We start from the raw sequence: 16,732 nt of genomic DNA on the forward strand, positions 1-16,732 counted from the left end.
TTACCGCGGTCTTCCGGTCGCGACCGGAGGACCGCAACAGGAGGAAGATTCATGGCCAAGTCACCGAAGAACGGAAAGCCGAATATTCTCGTCATATGGGGCGACGATATCGGCATCTCCAATCTGAGTTGCTATTCGCACGGGCTGATGGGTTATCGTACGCCCAATATCGACCGCATCGCCAAGGAAGGCATGATGTTTACCGACAGCTATGGCGAGCAGTCCTGCACCGCCGGCCGGTCAGCCTTCATCACGGGCCAGAGCGTCTACCGTACCGGCCTTTCCAAGGTCGGGCTTCCCGGCGCACCCATCGGCATGTCCGACAAGCTCGTCACGATCGCGGCGCTTCTCAAGGAGCAAGGCTATGCGACGGGACAGTTCGGCAAGAACCACCTGGGCGACCTCAACCACATGCTGCCTACCAATCACGGCTTCGACGAGTTCTTCGGCAACCTCTATCACCTTAATGCCGAGGAGGAGCCGGAGATGGAGGACTATCCATCGCCGAAGGATTTTCCGAACTTTCGCGACAAGTTTGGGCCCCGCGGCGTCCTCCACACCTTCGCGACCGATGAGGACGATCCGACCAAGCACGAGCGCTGGGGCCGGGTCGGCAAGCAGAAGATCGAGGATACGGGACCGCTCAACCGAAAGCGCATGGAGACCTGCGACGACGACTTCGTAGCGGCCGCTCAGGACTTCATCCGTCGGCAGGAGGAGGCCGGCAAGCCTTGGTTCGTATGGCTCAATACCACGCACATGCATCTCTACACCCATACCAAGCCGGAGAGCCGGGGCCAGGCCGGGCGCTGGCAGTCCGGCTACCACGACACGATGATCGACCACGACAAGAATGTCGGCCAGATGCTCGATTTCCTCGACGAGATGGGCATCGCCGAAAATACCTTCCTGCAATACTCAACTGACAACGGTCCGCACCGCAATTCCTGGCCTGATGGCGGCACGACGCCCTTCCGCAGCGAGAAGAACACCAACTGGGAAGGCGCCTTCCGTGTGCCGATGCTGGTGCGCTGGCCCGGGAAGATCGAGGCCGGCTCGATCAGCAACGAAATCGTGCAGCACCACGACTGGCTGCCGACGTTTCTGGCGATAGCCGGCGCCCCTGACGTGGTGGAGAAGCTGAAGAAGGGCTATCAGGCAATCGGGCGAACCTACAAAAACCATATCGACGGCTATAACCTGCTGCCCTACCTCACCGGCGAGCAAGAGAAAAGCCCGCGAAATTTCTACTTCTACTTCAGCGATGACGGCGATGTGCTGTCGATCCGCATGGACAACTGGAAGATTACGTTCATGGAGCAGCGCACGGCGGGCAAGCTTGCTGTCTGGCGGGACCCATTCACGCGACTGAGGGCACCGGTCATCTACAACCTGCGCACCGATCCATACGAGTTCGCGACCGTCACATCCAACACCTACGACGACTGGATGATGCAGCACGCCTACCTCATCTACGCGGTGCAGGCGGTGGCGGGGAAGTTCGCGGAGACGTTCAGGGAATTTCCGGCCGTGCAAAAGCCGAACAGCTTCACTATCGACGACGCGATGTCAAAGATGAGCGAGGCGGCAGGCGGCGACTGATGCCGTGTGCGGGCGGCGAGCAGTCGCCGCCCCTTTTCGAGGGAGCCAGGTGGCATGAAGGAATGGCTGATCGCCGTGACGGAGAACGGGATCGTCATCATCGACTGGATGGCGCTTGTCATCGTGCTGATCGGGACGGCAGAGGCATTCTTCGTCGGGCTGCGCGCGATGCTCAGCTCGCCCTCCGGTCATGAGCGGCGCGACATCTGGCTGCGTTACGCGCGCTGGCTGGTGGCGGCGCTCACCTTCCAGCTCGCAGCGGATATCATCGAAACATCGATCACAACGGATTGGGAGGCGGTGGGACGCATCGCAGCCGTCGCAGTGATCCGCACTTTCCTCAATTATTTCCTCGAACGGGATCTGGCGGAGGTCAGGGAACGCCAGAGCAAAGTTCTGAGTGCGCCATTGTCGAGCGTCCCGAGGGAGGAATAGCAATGTTTCGCCATGGCTCCGTTCTCTCAATGACGCCTTTCGCTGCCTTTGCCGAGTGGCCGGCGTCCGCGCTCGGCGACGTGAACTGCAGTGATTTCCTTCTTCCGTCTGGTGTATCGTCGTCACGATCAGACGGTGGGGGACAGATGTGACCGCGAGTTGCCGCTTCGAGCCGGATCGGGCATCCGGTCCCGGAAGGTGGCATTCGGACGCAACTTAACGGCATTCGAAGAAGGGAGCAGCGTCAACGGCAACATCAGACGGGGTATTGGGGATGGTCAGCGACCGGCCATACGACCTCAAGATCGAATCGGGAATTCCGCATGTGAACTTCTGAGAGGGGAAGAGGAATATGCCTGCACCGAAAGCGTACATGCTGGCAGCATCCGCCGTGGTTGCCGCCTCCTTTCTTTGTTTGGACAAGGCGAGAGCCACTGAGGCCGTTGCCGGCCGCTACATCCCGGGAGCGTTCGCCGGCCCAGGGGCGGGCATTGTACCGCCGACGCCCGGTTTCTATTGGGCAGTGTCAAACATTTACTACCATGGCGAAGCGGGTAGTGACGTGCCCTTTGGGGGGAGTTCGATCGCGGTCGGTCTTGAGGCCGATATCTGGGCGACAATTTTCGGCGGATTGTACGTCCCCGACTGGGATCTTCCCGGAAACTGGACCTATGGATTTCAGGCGGCGATCCCCGTGGGCTGGACCGGAGCTACAGCAACCGTCGGACCCTTCGACGCCGACGACGAGGTGGCGGGATTGGGCGACATTGCGTTTGCACCTATCATGCTTGGCTGGCACAACGATGCGCTCAACACGTTCTTCTCCACCTCCTTGACGATAACCGCCCCGACCGGCACGTGGGAGGAGGGAGAACTGGCCTTTGTCGGCCTCAATTATTGGACTTTTACTCCAGCAATCGGATTCACGCGCCTCGTTCCCGAGCATGGCCTGGACTTTTCTGCGAAGCTCGGCATCGACATCAACACCGAAAATCAGGACACCGATTATTACAGCGGTGCAACTGCGCATCTCGATCTGGCTGTGACGAAAAGTGTGACGGAGAATTTTTCCGTCGGCGCTCTGGCCGGTTTTCTCTACCAGTTTGAAGACGATGACAGTACGTTTGCGGACGCCCGGGACGGGTTTCGCGGACGCTCGATCGCTATCGGACCGTATCTTTCCTATAAGGCGAAGCTGAGCGAAGAGACGGAAGTGAGTTTGTCCCTCAAATGGCTGCACGAGGTGGAAGTGGAAAACCGCATGAAAGGTGATGCGATCTTCTTGGACATCAGCGGGAAATTCTGACCGGCTGGCGCATAACGGTAGCTCGGGTTCATCGGTCGAGGCCGTTCATGTCTCCTTGGGTGCCGGGCTATGAAGCAGACCCTTGTGCCCGTGCCACGTCTGATGTTCCGCCCTCGAGATGTTCCGGTATCTCGCGAAAGATCGCTCCGGATGCTCGTTCGATCAGCTTTGGGGCGAAGCGTTCACGCCCTCCGCCGCCGCCGTCTGGATTTGCTGCGAGCGAAGCGCCATCGCCGCCGCCGCGCCGTCTTTTTCTTCGCCGCCGACCTGTACCATGGGGTGCGCGAAGCTGATGCCGTTCTGCTGGAATGCCTCCCTGATCATCGCGTAAGCCCGCCGTCGGATCATGGACTGGAACTGGCTCGGCTTCAGCATCATGCCGAAGCTCAAGTCTATCCCGTAGTCGCCGAACTTCTCGACCCCCTTCATCTTGAGGGTTTCGATGATGAGAGGCTCGAATTCCGGGTCCTTCTGAAGTTCCTTACCGACCGCCTTGGTAAGTTTCTTCACCTGCGCGACGTCGGTGTCGTAGGCAACCGAGATTATGAATTTCACAACCGCCCAATCTCGGCTCATGTTCTGGACGGCGCCGAGTTCGCCGAAGGGTACGGTATAGACCGGACCCCGGTGATGGCGCAGCCGCACGGAGCGCAGGCTGAATCCTTCCACGGTCCCCTTGTAGCTACTGGCCTGGATGTATTCGCCGACCCGGAAAGCATCATCGAGCATATAGAAAATGCCACTGATGACATCCTTGACGAGCGTCTGGGAACCGAATCCCAGCGCCACGCCGAAAACGCCTGCACCCGCCAACAGCGGGCCGATCTCGACTCCGAGTTCCGACAACACTATCAGTCCAGTCATGACGATGACCATGGCCGCAAGAGCGTGCCGGAAGATCGGCAGAAGTGTACGAAACCTGGCGCGTCGCGCGGCCTCTGCCGGCGACATGCCACCGCTCTGCTCCGCGGCTGCCATGCTCCTATCGATCCAGGTCTTCGCGATCTGCCAGGCGAGATCGGCAATGAGAAGCACAACGACGCTTTTCAACAAGCCGTAGAAGATCGCCGCAACCGTAGGATTCATGTGGCCGAGCGAGTCCGGATTGAACTGCCAGACCAGCGCCAGCCAACCGAGGGCGGCCGCCACTGCGAGTGCTCGCGCGCCTCGGACAATCAGAACCCCCCGCAGACTATGGGGGTCGGCTGGGGATAAGGATGCGGCTGCGCGTCCAACCGCCCTCAGAGCCTCCGGCAGCAGGAGCGCGTATAAGCTCAACCAGAACAAGCCCTTGAGATCGAGGCACCAGAACATCCATACGATTACGAGGAACGCCGTGAGCAGTATTTTGCGGGAAACCGGAATGTGCCGGCTCGACCATACGGCCTCGGATGCGAGAACAAGCACGAGTACGGAAAAACCTAGAGAAACGGCATCCGAAACAGCCGGATCCACGCCGGTATAGCCGCCGGCCAATACGGTTGCCATCGCGAATGCCGCGATGCCCAGGATGATGTGCGCCCGCACCCGCGATGCCGGCTGCTCGACCAAGGCGAGCGCGATCAGCACGGAACCGACGCGGTAAAGGACGAAGGCCGAGATATAGGCCAACAGGACAACGCGTACGAGCGGCGGCCAGTTGAAGGCAAAGAAAACGATGGCCATAGTGATCGCGAACACCGCGACCGGGGCTAGTTCGCGGATAACGAGGTTCGAGAAGCGTTGGGTGCGACGGTAGATCCACTCCGCAGCGAGGCCGAGAGCTAGCAGCCCTGCGAGGATGATAAAGACGGGAGCGTAACCACTTGAGACAGCGTCCTCTCGAATTCTCACGGCGGCGGCCGATATTTCACTGGGAATTCGCGGAAAGGCCGCCAACGTCTGGTCTAGCCGAGCCCGAGTAGAGCTTTCCCATGCGGCAAGGTCGGATGAAGGACCGTTAACGGTCGCGGCAGCCGCCGTCGCCCCCGCAGGCCGGGGTGCCCCGTTTTCCAGCCAGGTACGGATCTCAGGATCCTGCAGCAACCGCACAAGATCGTCGATCTTCTGTTGCGGCGGGGTCTGCGCCAATGAAGGCCATGCCAACAGGAGCGCAAGGAAGAGTGCGATCAGCCACTTCATTAGTCGGCCTCTTGAGTGGAAACTGGGAGTCTATGCCCGCGAAGATCTGCCAGCGCGGCTTGCCGTTCATACGGCTCCCATGGACTGGCTATGCACATGAAGCCACAAGGGAGGCTCTTGTGGAAGTAGGTAACAGTAAATGCAGGTGCAGACGCGCGTAAACGTCGGCAAAGAAGGGCTCTACGGGGATGAATTTCCACCCAGCGGAGGACGCATCGACTTCTCGATCGGCAGTAAGGTTGGCGCATCGCGCTCGGCGTCATGCTCGGGACAAGCCCACTGCTGTCCGGTTTAAGTTTCCATTACTGGCATCGTTGGACCTAAATCGGGTTCGAAGCGCGAAGAGGACCAATTTGATGGTGGCTTGCGGTTTGAGCAGGCTGAACGTTTGGCTTTCGTGCAGTGACCCCGGACGTGTGCTCGGTTGGAATTGCGTCTTTCCCGGGCCTGCCAGGCGTGGCAGGAACGCGACCGCTAAAGTTCGTTCGATAGCGTGTGGGCGAAACTCCCATGATCCGTCGGAACGTTGCGCTGAACGCGCTATCGGATGTGTAGCCCAGTGAGGCGGCGATGGAGGTTACAGGTTCGCGGCTACGGCGCAGCCTCGCTGCGGCAAGCCGCATCCGCCAGCGCGCAAGATAGTACATCGGCGACACGCCAACGCTTACTTTGAAATGACTGGCGAAGGCCGATCGCGACTGGCCCGCAAGACATGCAAGTTCGGCTAGGGTCCAACTGCGGACGGGATCCGCATGAATCGCTTCCCAAGGCTTGCCAATGCGCGAGTCCGTGAGCCCGGCGAGCCAATTCCCCGGCGCTGGCGGCAGATCGGCGACATAGGCTCGGAGCGCATGGATGAACATGAGTCGAAGCAGATCATTGCAGGCGAGAAGCGAGCCAGGTCCAGCGTTTCGCCACTCCCGATCGAGTTGCTCCAGCAGCCAGTGCACGGCAGAAGCGGCCTCGCCAGAAATGAGGATCGCAGCCGGCAAGACATCCGTGAGGATCGCGCCGTTCACCGTATCGAAGCGCACGCTGCCGCCGATCAGGTGCGTGTCATCGCCGTCGCCGCAATGCCCGCTTTGTCCGAAGTCACCAAACACCGCCACCGCAGGTATCGGCGGTACGCCCGGTGAACTGGCGAGCGTGAACGCGTCACGGACCACAACGAAGCAGTCGCCCTCGCTGAGTTGCCGGGGCGGCAGGCCCTCGCTCGTGGTCAGCCAGCATGTGCCCCGCCGTAGTGCGCAGAATTTGATGTAGTCGGGCGCCGGAAAGCGGATCGCCCAATCTCCTCCGGCGGTCAGCGTCACCGACGCGACAGCGTGTGCGTCAACGAGTCGGAGGACATCGGAAAGACCATCATTGGGCGCATTTTGGACGATCACGACAGCAAACCGGACGCAGATGAATGGATCATCTCGTTTTCTTAGCCGAAACTGAGCCACAGCACCATGTCTGGCGGGGTAAGGATGATATTGCCGGTTCAAATACCAATCGGATCAGGGTTTGATGCGGCCACGACGGCGGCCGATGTGATCGGAGACGCCGGCCTGAACGGGCATACTGCGATCGTGACCGGTGGCTACTCCGGCATCGGACTGGAGGCGATCCGCGCGCTGGCCGGCGCTGGCGCAAACGTGATTGTTCCTGCCCGGGACGTGGAAAAGGCGGCCGGCGCCTTGCACAAGATGGAGCGGGTCGAACTGGAAACGCTGGCGCTGACCGATACCGCTTCCATGGCCAGCTTCGCGGAACGCGTCGTCTCTGCCGGTCGCACCGTTTCCATCCTCATCAATAGCGCAGGTATCATGGCCACCCCGCTCACGCGCTATGCCGATGGCCATGAAGGGCAATTCGCCACCAACCATCTTGGTCATTTCCAGTTCACCCTTGCGCTGTGGGCCGGCGCTCAAGGCGGCGGGAGGATCGGGACGGAACTGCCACGAGCGCAAAGGCGAGCGCCGAGAATACGATCGGCACGAGGGTATGGTTCGGAATGATCGCATGGGGAGGCCGCCGGCATACGTCGACGATGGTCTGCTTCTTCAGACCAGGTCATAAAATACATCCTACTTGCTGCTTTTCCGAAGATACTTAAAGATGCGTATCAACGAACCAGTAGGGACGAATTTTATAAATATATTTGTCTAAATCCGATTGTTTATTTGGGGGTCTCATAGTGTATGTTTGAATTTATTCAAGGATATAATCTTGTATCACTGGCGAGGTTTTTATGAAGGGTGCCAGCATTGATTGTCGATCGTTACCACGTCCTGAGCACGCTTAGTGTGAAGCAAAACGATCATCCCACCCGACGAAGCAAGCCGAATGGAGAATAGTCGTTCTGCCATGGATGACGAGGGGATAAGTTATGACAGACATGAAGCCAAATGAGCCGATCGATCCCGACCGTCGGGATCTGCTTGCCTTCGGGCTGGGCGCGACGATGCTTGCGTTGCTCCCGAGCTGGCCGGCCACAGCACAATCAACCACAGTCCAAAACCCAACCGTTGAAAGGAACCAAAGCATGGCCACCATCACCACACGCGATGGCGTCGAGATCTTCTACAAGGACTGGGGCCTGAAGACCGCCCAGCCCATCATGTTCCACCATGGCTGGCCGCTGTCATCCGACGACTGGGACACGCAGATGCTGTTCTTCCTGCAGAACGGCTATCGGGTCGTGGCTCACGACCGGCGGGGCCACGGGCGCTCGGCACAGGTCAGCGAGGGTCACGATATGGACCATTATGCCGCTGACGCCGCAGCGGTCGTCGAGCATCTCGATCTTAGGAACGTCGTTCATATCGGCCACTCTACCGGCGGCGGCGAGGCGACGCATTATGTGGCCAGGCATGGGCAGCCGCAGGGCCGGGTAGCCAAGCTGATCATCATCGGCGCGGTTCCCCCGATTATGGTGAAGACGGCAGCCAATCCTGGCGGCTTGCCGATCGAGATTTTCGACGGACTGCGAAAGGCGCTCGCCGACAACCGTTCCAAATTTTACGTCGATCTGCCGTCGGGTCCCTTCTACAGCTTCAACCGGCCCGGTGCACAGCCGATCCAAGCCGTCATCGACAACTGGTGGCGTCAAGGCATGATGGGGGGCGCCAAGGCCCACTATGACGGGATCAAAGCCTTCTCCGAGACCGATTTCACCGAAGATCTGAAGGTCATCACCGTGCCGACCCTCGTCATGCACGGTGACGACGATCAGATCGTGCCGATAGCGGACTCCGCCCTCCTTTCGGCCAAGCTCCTGAAGAACAGCACGTTGAAGGTCTACGAGAAATTTCCGCATGGCATGTGCACCACCCATGCCGACGTGGTCAACCCGGACCTCCTCGCTTTCGTGAAGGGCTGAGATCCAGGCCGACGCTCTGGCGCCGGCCTTCTAATCACGTTCTAACGGAGACAGTTTCATGAAGATCGTCGTTATCGGCGGCAGCGGATTGATCGGGTCGCGCACCGCAGCACTCCTGCGCGAAGCCGGTCACGAGGTGCTCGCCGCCTCACCCAGCACGGGCGTCAACACCCTCACCGGCGAAGGCCTCCCGGAAGCCCTCGCCGGCGCAGAAGTGGTGGTCGATGTCGCCAACTCGCCCTCGTTCGAGCCGCAAGCGGTACTCGCCTTCTTCGAGACCTCGGGTCGCAATCTGCTTGCCGCCGAACGCGCGGCCGGTATCCGCCATCATGTTGCCCTCTCCATCGTCGGCACCGACCGCATGCCCGACAACGGCTACTTTCAGGCCAAGGTGGCCCAGGAGAAGCTGATTGAAGGCTCGGGCGTCCCCTTACAGCGTCGTGCGTGCCACCCAGTTCATGGAGTTCCTCGGCGCCATCGTCGAAACCAGTGTTGTCGATGGGATCGTCCGCCTACCGGACGGTTTGTTTCAGCCGATTGCCGCGGACGACGTGGCCGCCATCGTGGCAGAAACAGCTACCAACGCTCCACGGGGCGTGCATTTCGATATTGCGGGTCCTGATCGGGCGCCTTTCGATCGGATCGTCGCGCGCTATCTCGAGGCGATCGGTGATAGCCGAAGCGTCGTGAGTGACCGGAAAGCGCGATACTTCGGTGGGACGGTCGTGGAGACGTCGCTGGTACCGCTTGGCGAGGCGAGACTCGGTCGCAGCTCGCTCGACGACTGGCTTGGCGCCCACCGGCCCACTTGATGCTTCTAACCTTCGGGGATACGCCCATGAGATACTATCTTTTCCCATTGCTCCTGGCTGCGGCGTACGCCGTGCCTGCATCTGCCGATGATGTGCCGGGAGCCAAGAGCGCGAAAATCACGCTCGTCTACGAGCATGCGCTCCCGGATGTGCCCGGTAAGAGCATTCGCGGCGTTCTCGTAGAATATGGCCCCGGCGGCTACTCACCGGCACACACGCACGCGAAGTCGGCGATCATCTATGCGACGGTCCTGGAAGGCGCCGTAAAAAGCCAGATCAATGGAGGGCCGGTTCGGACCTTCAAGGCTGGCGAAAGCTTCACGGAATTACCGGGCGACCATCACGGCCTCAGCGCAAATGCCAGTGATGCGGAGCCGTCGAAGCTGTTGGCAGTGTTCGTCGTCAATACCGACGAGAAGGTGCTGACCATCCCGGATGAGAAGTGACCCGCAGCCGCCGCTCGCTGCACCCTGCGGGCGGCCACCCAGCAAGATCCGGAGGTAACCATGACCGAAACTGCCAGTAGAATGCTTGCAGGAATGTCCGTCCCTGACACGCCGCTCGTGGACAAAGCGATTGAATACGCGCGGGAGAAATGTGAGCCTTATCTGTTCAATCACGTGGTCCGTTCCTGGCTTTTCGCAGCGCGGCTCGGGCAGATCGAAGGCGTTGTGCACGATGCGGCGGTCGTTGCAGTCGGGACGCTACTGCACGATATCACGCTGAACGAAAGGTTCGCCGGACCACGCCGTTTCGAGGTGGAAGGGGCGGATCTTGCACGAACATTCGCGACTGAGAGCGGCGTCGATGGTCGCCGCGCGCAATTGATCTGGGATAGCGTCGCCCTCAACTCGACCCCTTCGATCGGCCTGTACAAGGAACCAGAGGTCGCGCTCTGCACCGCGGGGATCGGCCTTGATGTCATCGGTTGGCGCTACGACGCCATCCCCGCCGCCGAGCTGGTGAGGATTGTCTCGGAATTTCCCAGGCTGGGAATGAAGCAAAAAATGACGAAGTGCTTTTGTTGCATCGTCGAGAAGAATCCGGAGACGACGTATGACAACTTCGCGCGTGATTTCGGCGAACGGTTCGTTCTAGGCTACAAGGCGCCCTCGGTGGTGGATCTGGTCTTGAACGCCCCCTTCGACGAATGAGGTCCGCGGCGACTCTGCGACCGGCCTGCTCGCTGTAGGCAACCCATCAGGAGACCGTCAATTGATGCTCATATTTGAGCATCCAGTCCCGCATCTCGCGGAGCGTCGGCATCAAGTCGATTCCGGCTTGCGACAGCTCATACTCGACGCGCGGCGGAATCTCCGCGAAAGCACTACGGATCACGATGCCGTTGTTGGCGAGATCGCGGAGCTGCTCAGTCAGCATATGCTGGGTCACTCCCGGGAGTCGGCGGCGCAATTCGCCGAACCGGAGCGGCCCTTCGACCAGGATGCAGACAATTTCGATCTTCCATTTGCCCGTAATGGCGCGAATGGCTCGCTGGAAGCGCAGAATGTCGATTGGCTCCGGGCCTGTGCATCCGGCGCATTCGTCTTCGTCGTAGAGACGTGGTTCAGTGGTCTGATTTTTCATGCTGGGTCTGAAAATCCATCCTACTTGATAATCTCATATAACAGCTCGATGTTGCGGTAAAGCAAACAATCAGAGTGATATTATGAGCAAGATATTGGTTACGGGTGGTTCGGGTTTCGTCGGGAGCCACATAGTTGCAAAGCTTCTGAAGGAAGGTCATCAGGTTCGAACGACAATACGGAGCCCCCAGCGTGAAGCCGAAGTCCGGGCGATGGTGCGCAATGATGGTGTTGAAGCCGACCAGAAGCTTTCCTTCAGCCAGGCCGATCTGACCGATGACCATGGGTGGCCCGTTGCTGTCGCCGGATGTGACTATGTGCTGCACGTCGCTTCGCCGTTTCCACAGATTGCCCCGGAGAATGAGGACGAACTGATCGTCCCGGCGCGTGATGGCACCTTGCGCGTCTTGCGCGCCGCGAGAGATGCCTGTGTGAGGCGTGTCGTGCTGACCTCCTCGTTCGCGGCTATCGGCTATGGCCACACCAACTATGACAAGGTCTTCAACGAGGAGGATTGGACGGATCCGAACGGTCCGGACATGCAGCCCTATATCAAATCCAAGGTTCTTGCCGAGCGAGCGGCCTGGGAATTCATGGCGCGTGAAGGCGACGCTCTTGAATTAACCGTTATCAATCCCGTCGGTATTTTCGGGCCGGTTCTGGGGCCGGATATTTCTGCTTCGATTGCCTTCATCAAGCAGCTTCTCGAAGGGGCTCCGCCCCTGCCTGGCTTGAATTTCGGCATGGTCGATGTCCGCGATCTTGCCGATCTCCACATCCTCGCAATGGCGGCGGAGGCGGCAAGGGGACAGCGCTTCATCGCGGTGAGCGGCGATGTCGTCACGCTGTTCGATATCGCCAAGGTCCTCAGGGAGAATCTCGGCGAGTTCGCTGCGAAGGTGCAAGCACCGCTGATAGAAGAAGCGACGAGAGCACCCATTCGCAGGAGCACCAGCGAGAAGGCCAGGCGAATGCTGGGATAGCGTCCTCGGGCTCAGGAGGAAACCATCACCGACACAGCCCGGAGTCTATTTCACTACGGTGTCGTAGGCTTGGATTAGCGGCCGGATGAGGCGGTGATCGTTTCGGCGTATTTGCCCGGGATGCTCGAGCGCGGGCCAGCCTCCACCGAAAGCGGTCTCCGGTCTTCGACGACGATCACGACCGCGAACGGGGCGGCTCAAAGCAAAAAGTGACCGGTCGTGGGTTCCAGCCCGTTCAAGACCATGAACGACTGGCAACGGCGGTAATCTTCTGCCGTTGTCCTAATGCGCTTGGCTCGTTGCCTAAAACAGCAGAGCGCAAATGTCGAAAATGTACATGACTGATCACCGCTGGTTATCTCGTCAGTACCGGGAGCGATTATGCGGGCGATGATCTTTGCCTTAAACGGGTAACAGGGAGGACCCTCATGAAAACGATCTTCGTCCTTTTTGACTCGCTCAACCGCGACGCTCTCGGCTGTTATGGCGGAACCGGCATCGCCACGCCCAATTTCGACCGGTTCGCCGAGCGCTGCGTTACCTTCGACAGACACTATGCCGGCTCGCTGCCCTGCATGCCGGCACGGCGCGATCTGCATTCCGGCCGGCTTAACTTCATGCACCGCTCCTGGGGACCTCTGGAGCCATACGACAATTCGTTCGCGCAGATCATGAAGCGGAAGGGCGTCTATACCCACCTGATCACCGATCACCTGCACTATTTCGAAGACGGCGGGCATGGTTTTCACACGAAATTTTCGAGCTACGACTATATCCGCGGGCAGGAATACGATCCTTGGGTTCCGATGGTCGCGCCGCCGCTGGACATGATCGCCGAGAAATTCGACCAGCGGCATTACAATGTCAAAAAACCGAGCAAGCGGCTGCAGCATGCGATCAACCGGACCGAGATGCAGCAGGAGCAGGACATGCCCGGTCCGCGCTGCTTTGCCTCGGCCTTTGATTTCCTTGACCGCAACCGGATGGCCGACAATTGGTTCCTCATGCTCGAATGCTTCGATCCACATGAGCCTTTCCATGCGGCGGATCGCTTCAAGGAACTGTATGCGACAGGTTACCAGGGCAGCATCCTGGACTGGCCGCATTACGACAGGGTGGCCGAAAATCCGGAAGAGATGACCGAGATCCGCGCGAATTATGCGGCGCTTGTGGCGATGTGCGACGACTATTTCGGCAAGCTGCTCGACTACATGGATGAACATCATATGTGGGACGACACCTGCGTCGTGCTGAGCACCGACCATGGTTTCCTACTGTCGGAACATGGTTGGTGGGGCAAGATCCGCATGCCCTATTACGAAGAGATCTCCCATATTCCGCTGATGATACATCACCCGGATTTCAAGAACCGGGCAGGAGAGCGCCGGCTGAGCCTGACCCAGACCGGCGATCTGATGCCGACCTTCCTGGATTTTTACGGCCTGAATATCCCAGGTGAGGTGCGAGCTCGCAGCCTGCTGCCGCTGCTCGAAAAGGATGTTCGCCAGCGCGATGTTGCGGCATTCGGCGTGTTTTCCGGGCCGATCGGCGTGACGGATGGCGAATGGGTGCTCTATCATTATCCGCCGGATATTCTGGCGGACGGACTGGTGGAATACACGCTGGCGCCCGCGCATATGGCCGTACCGTTCGATGCGGAGGAACTGCGCACGGCCAGGTTGGCACCGCCGTTTGATTTTACCAAGGGCATACCGCTGCTCGCCATTGATGCCTTGAGGGGCGTGCCTCGTCCGCCCGGGAATGACGGCAAGGGTTTCGAGGATCTCGGCACGCGTCTCTACAATGTCATCAACGATCCGAAGCAGGAAATAACTGTCGAGGATGCCGGACATCAGGCACGGCTCACGCGTCTACTGCTCGGTGAACTTGCGGCACACGATACGCCGCCGGAAGTCTATCGGTGGTATGGGCTTACGCAATAGCCTTCAAGGCCCCGCTTGCGAGGCCTTTTTCTTGTCGGATCGACTGGCCATTGCAAAGGGAGTCGCCTTCTCGAGGAATTTCCGCATCACCTTGATCGGCGGAAAATCCTTAGAGGAGCGATGATAGGTGATGCCGGTCGGAATGCTCCAATGGAAACCTTCCATATGGATTTCGCGCAATTGCAGGGTCGAATAGCTCTGGGCGAGCGGCACCGGCATGCAGGCGATGAAATTGTGCTCGACCAGCATCTTGAGCGCAATCTGCAGGGAATGAGATTCGAGCGCAAGCGGCGGTGCTGGCAGTTCATGGCTTGCAAAAAATCGATCGATCTTGCCGTTCGCCAGTCCACCGCTGAACAGGCTCAGCCAGGGATAGTCGAGAAGCTTCTCGGGCGTGATCTCGCCCCCGTCGAACAGCGGATGCTGGCTGGATGCGAACAGTGAATTCTCCTGATCGTAGAGGATATCCGTGATGAAATCGCGGCCAAGCCCGTCGATCTCGGTGGGAATGCCGCCAGCATAGCATCTCAGATCACCGCGCTGCAGCAGCGGCAGAAGATCCGCGCCGACACCGGTCGACACCGCGACCCGCAGGTTCGGGAAATTGGTACGCAGGTCGGCCAGCATGTTGGGAAAATAGACTGCCGAATAAACCGGTCCGCCGCCGATGCGCATCTCGCCGCCGAGGCCGCGCGTTTGCACCTTGAGTTCGACCAGTGATGCATTCCATGACGCCTCGATTTCCCGTGCCCGGTGTCGGAAGAGCTCGCCCGCCTCGGTTAGCCGCACGCCACCCGGTAGCCTCACGAACAGCGAGCAGCCGAGATCCTGCTCGAGCAGGCGGATCGATTTGGTCAACGCCGGCTGGCTGACATTGATCGCCCTTGCTGCCGCGTGAAAGCTTCCCTGTTCCGCAACACTCAGAAAATGATGCAGCCTCCAGATATGATGCATCGCCACAAGTGATATCCCCAGGTTATCGACATCGATGTGAGAGGTATTAGCGCAAGCCGAAGACTGCCGCTAGTTTCCGCTCATGGAGGATCTTTGATGCGTGCAGTTTTTGTGCTGTTCGACTCGTTGAACAGGCTTGCTTTGGGTTGTTATGGGGGAACAGCTGTTCCGACGCCGAATTTCGATCGGTTTGCGGCGCGGTCTCTGACCTTCGATAATCATTATGTCGGCAGCCTGCCCTGCATGCCGGCGCGGCGCGACCTTCATACAGGGCGTCTCAACTTCATGCACCGATCCTGGGGACCTCTCGAACCCTTCGACAATTCCATGCCGGAGCTTCTGAAGAAGAACGGCGTTTACACACATCTCCTGACTGACCACTTCCATTATTTCGAAGACGGCGGAGCGACGTATCATTCCCGTTATTCGACCTGGGATTTCGTGCGCGGCCAGGAGTACGACATCTGGAAGGCGTTGGTTCAGCCGCCGCTCGATCGCTTCCGCAAAGAGTATTCCAACCAGCATTATAACGGTCCGAACCAGGCGAACCGCCTGCAGCATCAGATCAATCGGGAGTTCATCAAGGAAGAGAAGGATTTCCCGGCCGTCCAGTGCTTTGACCGGGCGTTCGAATTCCTGGACAACAACCGCGGCGCCGACAACTGGATGCTGCATCTGGAATGCTTCGATCCGCACGAGCCCTTCTACACGCCGAAGCGGTTTCGCGAGAAGCTCAAGACGAATTATGACGGCCCGATTATAGATTGGCCGAAATACGCGCCGGTTTCAGAAAGCGAGGACGAGGTCGCCGAAATACGCGCAAATTATGCTGCCCTGGTCGCTATGTGCGACGAATATTTCGGCAAGCTGCTCGACTATTTCGATACCCACAATCTCTGGGAAGACACATGCCTCATCCTGACGACCGACCATGGTTATCTCCTGTCAGAGCATAATTGGTGGGCGAAGAACGTCATGCCCTATTATGAGGAGATTTCGCATATACCGCTTATCGTTCACCACCCGAAGCTCGGCGCCCGCAAAGGAACGCGCACCAATGTCGTGACGCAGACACCTGACCTGATGCCGACGATCCTCAAGCTCTTCGACCAGGAGATTCCAGCCGAGGTGCAGGGCGCTTCGGTTCTCGAACTGGTGGAAAGCGAGGAGCAGGAAAGGTCGGTGATCTTCGGCATGTTCGGCGGCGCGATCGGCGTGACCGACGGCAGGCATACCTGCTTTCTTTATCCGCCTGATCTCGATGACGAAAATCTCAGGGAATACACCCTGATGCCGACGCATCTGCACAGCTTCTTCGCGCTGGACGAGCTGAAGACGGCAGAGCTTCACGAGCCGATGGATTTCACCAAGGGCCTGCCGGTGCTGAGCATTCGGGCACTGAACGATGCCCGACGCCCGCCCGGCGGCGACCGCACCCATTTCAAGAGCTTCAAGACGGCGCTCTACGACAATGTTGCAGACCCGTACCAGCAGAACCCGCTCGATGCACCGGACTTGGAGGAGCGCTTCAAGGGCGCCATATCGGCCATCCTCCGACAGCATTCCGCAACACCGGAATTCTTCGACTGGATGGGTCTGGAACAGTCGTAGAGCGAGATTTCA

At 59.2% G+C, this 16,732-nt stretch carries 14 protein-coding genes and 1 pseudogene; 11 read left to right on the forward strand and 4 right to left on the reverse strand.

The features are described from left to right. Positions 1 to 51: 51 nt before the first annotated feature. The 3 genes from QEO92_RS30825 to QEO92_RS30835 all read left to right on the forward strand — a co-directional run bounded on the left by QEO92_RS30825 (position 52) and on the right by QEO92_RS30835 (position 3,343). A complete protein-coding gene (locus tag QEO92_RS30825; protein ID WP_037145522.1) occupies positions 52 to 1,602 on the forward strand; it encodes an arylsulfatase in 1,551 nt (516 codons plus the stop codon). 54 nt (positions 1,603 to 1,656) lie between these two features. Next, complete coding sequence (locus tag QEO92_RS30830) at positions 1,657 to 2,037, forward strand: DUF1622 domain-containing protein (RefSeq protein ID WP_037145524.1); 381 nt, start codon at positions 1,657 to 1,659, stop codon at positions 2,035 to 2,037. A 352-nt stretch (positions 2,038 to 2,389) separates the two neighbouring features. Then, positions 2,390 to 3,343: a SphA family protein gene (locus QEO92_RS30835; RefSeq protein ID WP_037145526.1), complete on the forward strand. Its 954-nt coding sequence runs from the start codon at positions 2,390 to 2,392 to the stop codon at positions 3,341 to 3,343. Between the two features lie 162 nt (positions 3,344 to 3,505). On the opposite strand, the gene QEO92_RS30840 is transcribed toward QEO92_RS30835, so the two are convergent. Beyond that, complete coding sequence (locus QEO92_RS30840; protein ID WP_227705835.1) at positions 3,506 to 5,464, reverse strand: mechanosensitive ion channel family protein; 1,959 nt, start codon at positions 5,462 to 5,464, stop codon at positions 3,506 to 3,508. A gap of 320 nt (positions 5,465 to 5,784) precedes the next feature. Then, positions 5,785 to 6,852 carry an AraC family transcriptional regulator gene (locus QEO92_RS30845; RefSeq protein ID WP_227705836.1) on the reverse strand — a complete coding sequence of 356 codons (1,068 nt, stop codon included), beginning with the start codon at positions 6,850 to 6,852 and terminating at the stop codon, positions 5,785 to 5,787. Between the two features lie 147 nt (positions 6,853 to 6,999). On the opposite strand from QEO92_RS30845, the gene QEO92_RS30850 reads away from it, so the two are divergent. The 5 genes and pseudogenes from QEO92_RS30850 to QEO92_RS30870 all read left to right on the forward strand — a co-directional run bounded on the left by QEO92_RS30850 (position 7,000) and on the right by QEO92_RS30870 (position 10,797). After that, entirely contained in the window at positions 7,000 to 7,467 is a 468-nt protein-coding gene (locus tag QEO92_RS30850) for an SDR family NAD(P)-dependent oxidoreductase (RefSeq protein WP_227705837.1), read from the forward strand. A 527-nt stretch (positions 7,468 to 7,994) separates the two neighbouring features. Further along, on the forward strand, positions 7,995 to 8,831 hold the full coding sequence (locus QEO92_RS30855; protein ID WP_227705838.1) for an alpha/beta fold hydrolase: 837 nt from the start codon (positions 7,995 to 7,997) through the stop codon (positions 8,829 to 8,831). A 58-nt stretch (positions 8,832 to 8,889) separates the two neighbouring features. After that, positions 8,890 to 9,643, forward strand: a pseudogene (locus QEO92_RS30860) (SDR family oxidoreductase). 26 nt (positions 9,644 to 9,669) lie between these two features. Next, positions 9,670 to 10,089 (forward strand): cupin domain-containing protein, encoded by a 420-nt coding sequence (locus QEO92_RS30865; protein ID WP_037145531.1) that lies wholly within the window; start codon positions 9,670 to 9,672, stop codon positions 10,087 to 10,089. 60 nt (positions 10,090 to 10,149) lie between these two features. Beyond that, complete coding sequence (locus tag QEO92_RS30870; RefSeq protein ID WP_227705839.1) at positions 10,150 to 10,797, forward strand: HD domain-containing protein; 648 nt, start codon at positions 10,150 to 10,152, stop codon at positions 10,795 to 10,797. Positions 10,798 to 10,843: 46 nt separating this feature from the next. On the opposite strand, the gene QEO92_RS30875 is transcribed toward QEO92_RS30870, so the two are convergent. After that, complete coding sequence (locus QEO92_RS30875) at positions 10,844 to 11,230, reverse strand: winged helix-turn-helix transcriptional regulator (protein WP_227705840.1); 387 nt, start codon at positions 11,228 to 11,230, stop codon at positions 10,844 to 10,846. An 82-nt stretch (positions 11,231 to 11,312) separates the two neighbouring features. On the opposite strand from QEO92_RS30875, the gene QEO92_RS30880 reads away from it, so the two are divergent. Together QEO92_RS30880 and QEO92_RS30885 are read left to right on the forward strand one after the other, a co-directional pair. After that, positions 11,313 to 12,212 carry an SDR family oxidoreductase gene (locus QEO92_RS30880; RefSeq protein WP_320443065.1) on the forward strand — a complete coding sequence of 300 codons (900 nt, stop codon included), beginning with the start codon at positions 11,313 to 11,315 and terminating at the stop codon, positions 12,210 to 12,212. 428 nt (positions 12,213 to 12,640) lie between these two features. Further along, entirely contained in the window at positions 12,641 to 14,155 is a 1,515-nt protein-coding gene (locus QEO92_RS30885) for a sulfatase (RefSeq protein WP_227705841.1), read from the forward strand. A gap of 3 nt (positions 14,156 to 14,158) precedes the next feature. Here QEO92_RS30885 and QEO92_RS30890 read toward each other — a convergent pair whose 3' ends face one another. After that, entirely contained in the window at positions 14,159 to 15,109 is a 951-nt protein-coding gene (locus tag QEO92_RS30890; protein ID WP_227705901.1) for a LysR family transcriptional regulator, read from the reverse strand. Between the two features lie 96 nt (positions 15,110 to 15,205). Here QEO92_RS30890 and QEO92_RS30895 point away from each other — a divergent pair, with 96 nt between their 5' ends. Continuing rightward, a complete protein-coding gene (locus tag QEO92_RS30895) occupies positions 15,206 to 16,720 on the forward strand; it encodes a sulfatase (RefSeq protein WP_227705842.1) in 1,515 nt (504 codons plus the stop codon). Positions 16,721 to 16,732: the final 12 nt, after the last annotated feature.

Origin of the sequence: Neorhizobium petrolearium (assembly GCF_029854435.1) — a bacterium.
GTDB classification, from domain to species: Bacteria; Pseudomonadota; Alphaproteobacteria; order Rhizobiales; family Rhizobiaceae; genus Neorhizobium; species Neorhizobium petrolearium.

Coding starts and splice junctions, on each gene's coding strand:
- QEO92_RS30825 (WP_037145522.1), top strand. CDS start 52: ATGGCCAAGTCACCGAAGAACGGAAAGCCGAATATTCTCGTCATATGG.
- QEO92_RS30830 (WP_037145524.1), top strand. CDS start 1,657: ATGAAGGAATGGCTGATCGCCGTGACGGAGAACGGGATCGTCATCATC.
- QEO92_RS30835 (WP_037145526.1), top strand. CDS start 2,390: ATGCCTGCACCGAAAGCGTACATGCTGGCAGCATCCGCCGTGGTTGCC.
- QEO92_RS30840 (WP_227705835.1), bottom strand. CDS start 5,464: ATGAAGTGGCTGATCGCACTCTTCCTTGCGCTCCTGTTGGCATGGCCT.
- QEO92_RS30855 (WP_227705838.1), top strand. CDS start 7,995: ATGGCCACCATCACCACACGCGATGGCGTCGAGATCTTCTACAAGGAC.
- QEO92_RS30865 (WP_037145531.1), top strand. CDS start 9,670: ATGAGATACTATCTTTTCCCATTGCTCCTGGCTGCGGCGTACGCCGTG.
- QEO92_RS30870 (WP_227705839.1), top strand. CDS start 10,150: ATGACCGAAACTGCCAGTAGAATGCTTGCAGGAATGTCCGTCCCTGAC.
- QEO92_RS30875 (WP_227705840.1), bottom strand. CDS start 11,230: ATGAAAAATCAGACCACTGAACCACGTCTCTACGACGAAGACGAATGC.
- QEO92_RS30880 (WP_320443065.1), top strand. CDS start 11,313: ATGAGCAAGATATTGGTTACGGGTGGTTCGGGTTTCGTCGGGAGCCAC.
- QEO92_RS30885 (WP_227705841.1), top strand. CDS start 12,641: ATGAAAACGATCTTCGTCCTTTTTGACTCGCTCAACCGCGACGCTCTC.
- QEO92_RS30890 (WP_227705901.1), bottom strand. CDS start 15,109: ATGCATCATATCTGGAGGCTGCATCATTTTCTGAGTGTTGCGGAACAG.
- QEO92_RS30895 (WP_227705842.1), top strand. CDS start 15,206: ATGCGTGCAGTTTTTGTGCTGTTCGACTCGTTGAACAGGCTTGCTTTG.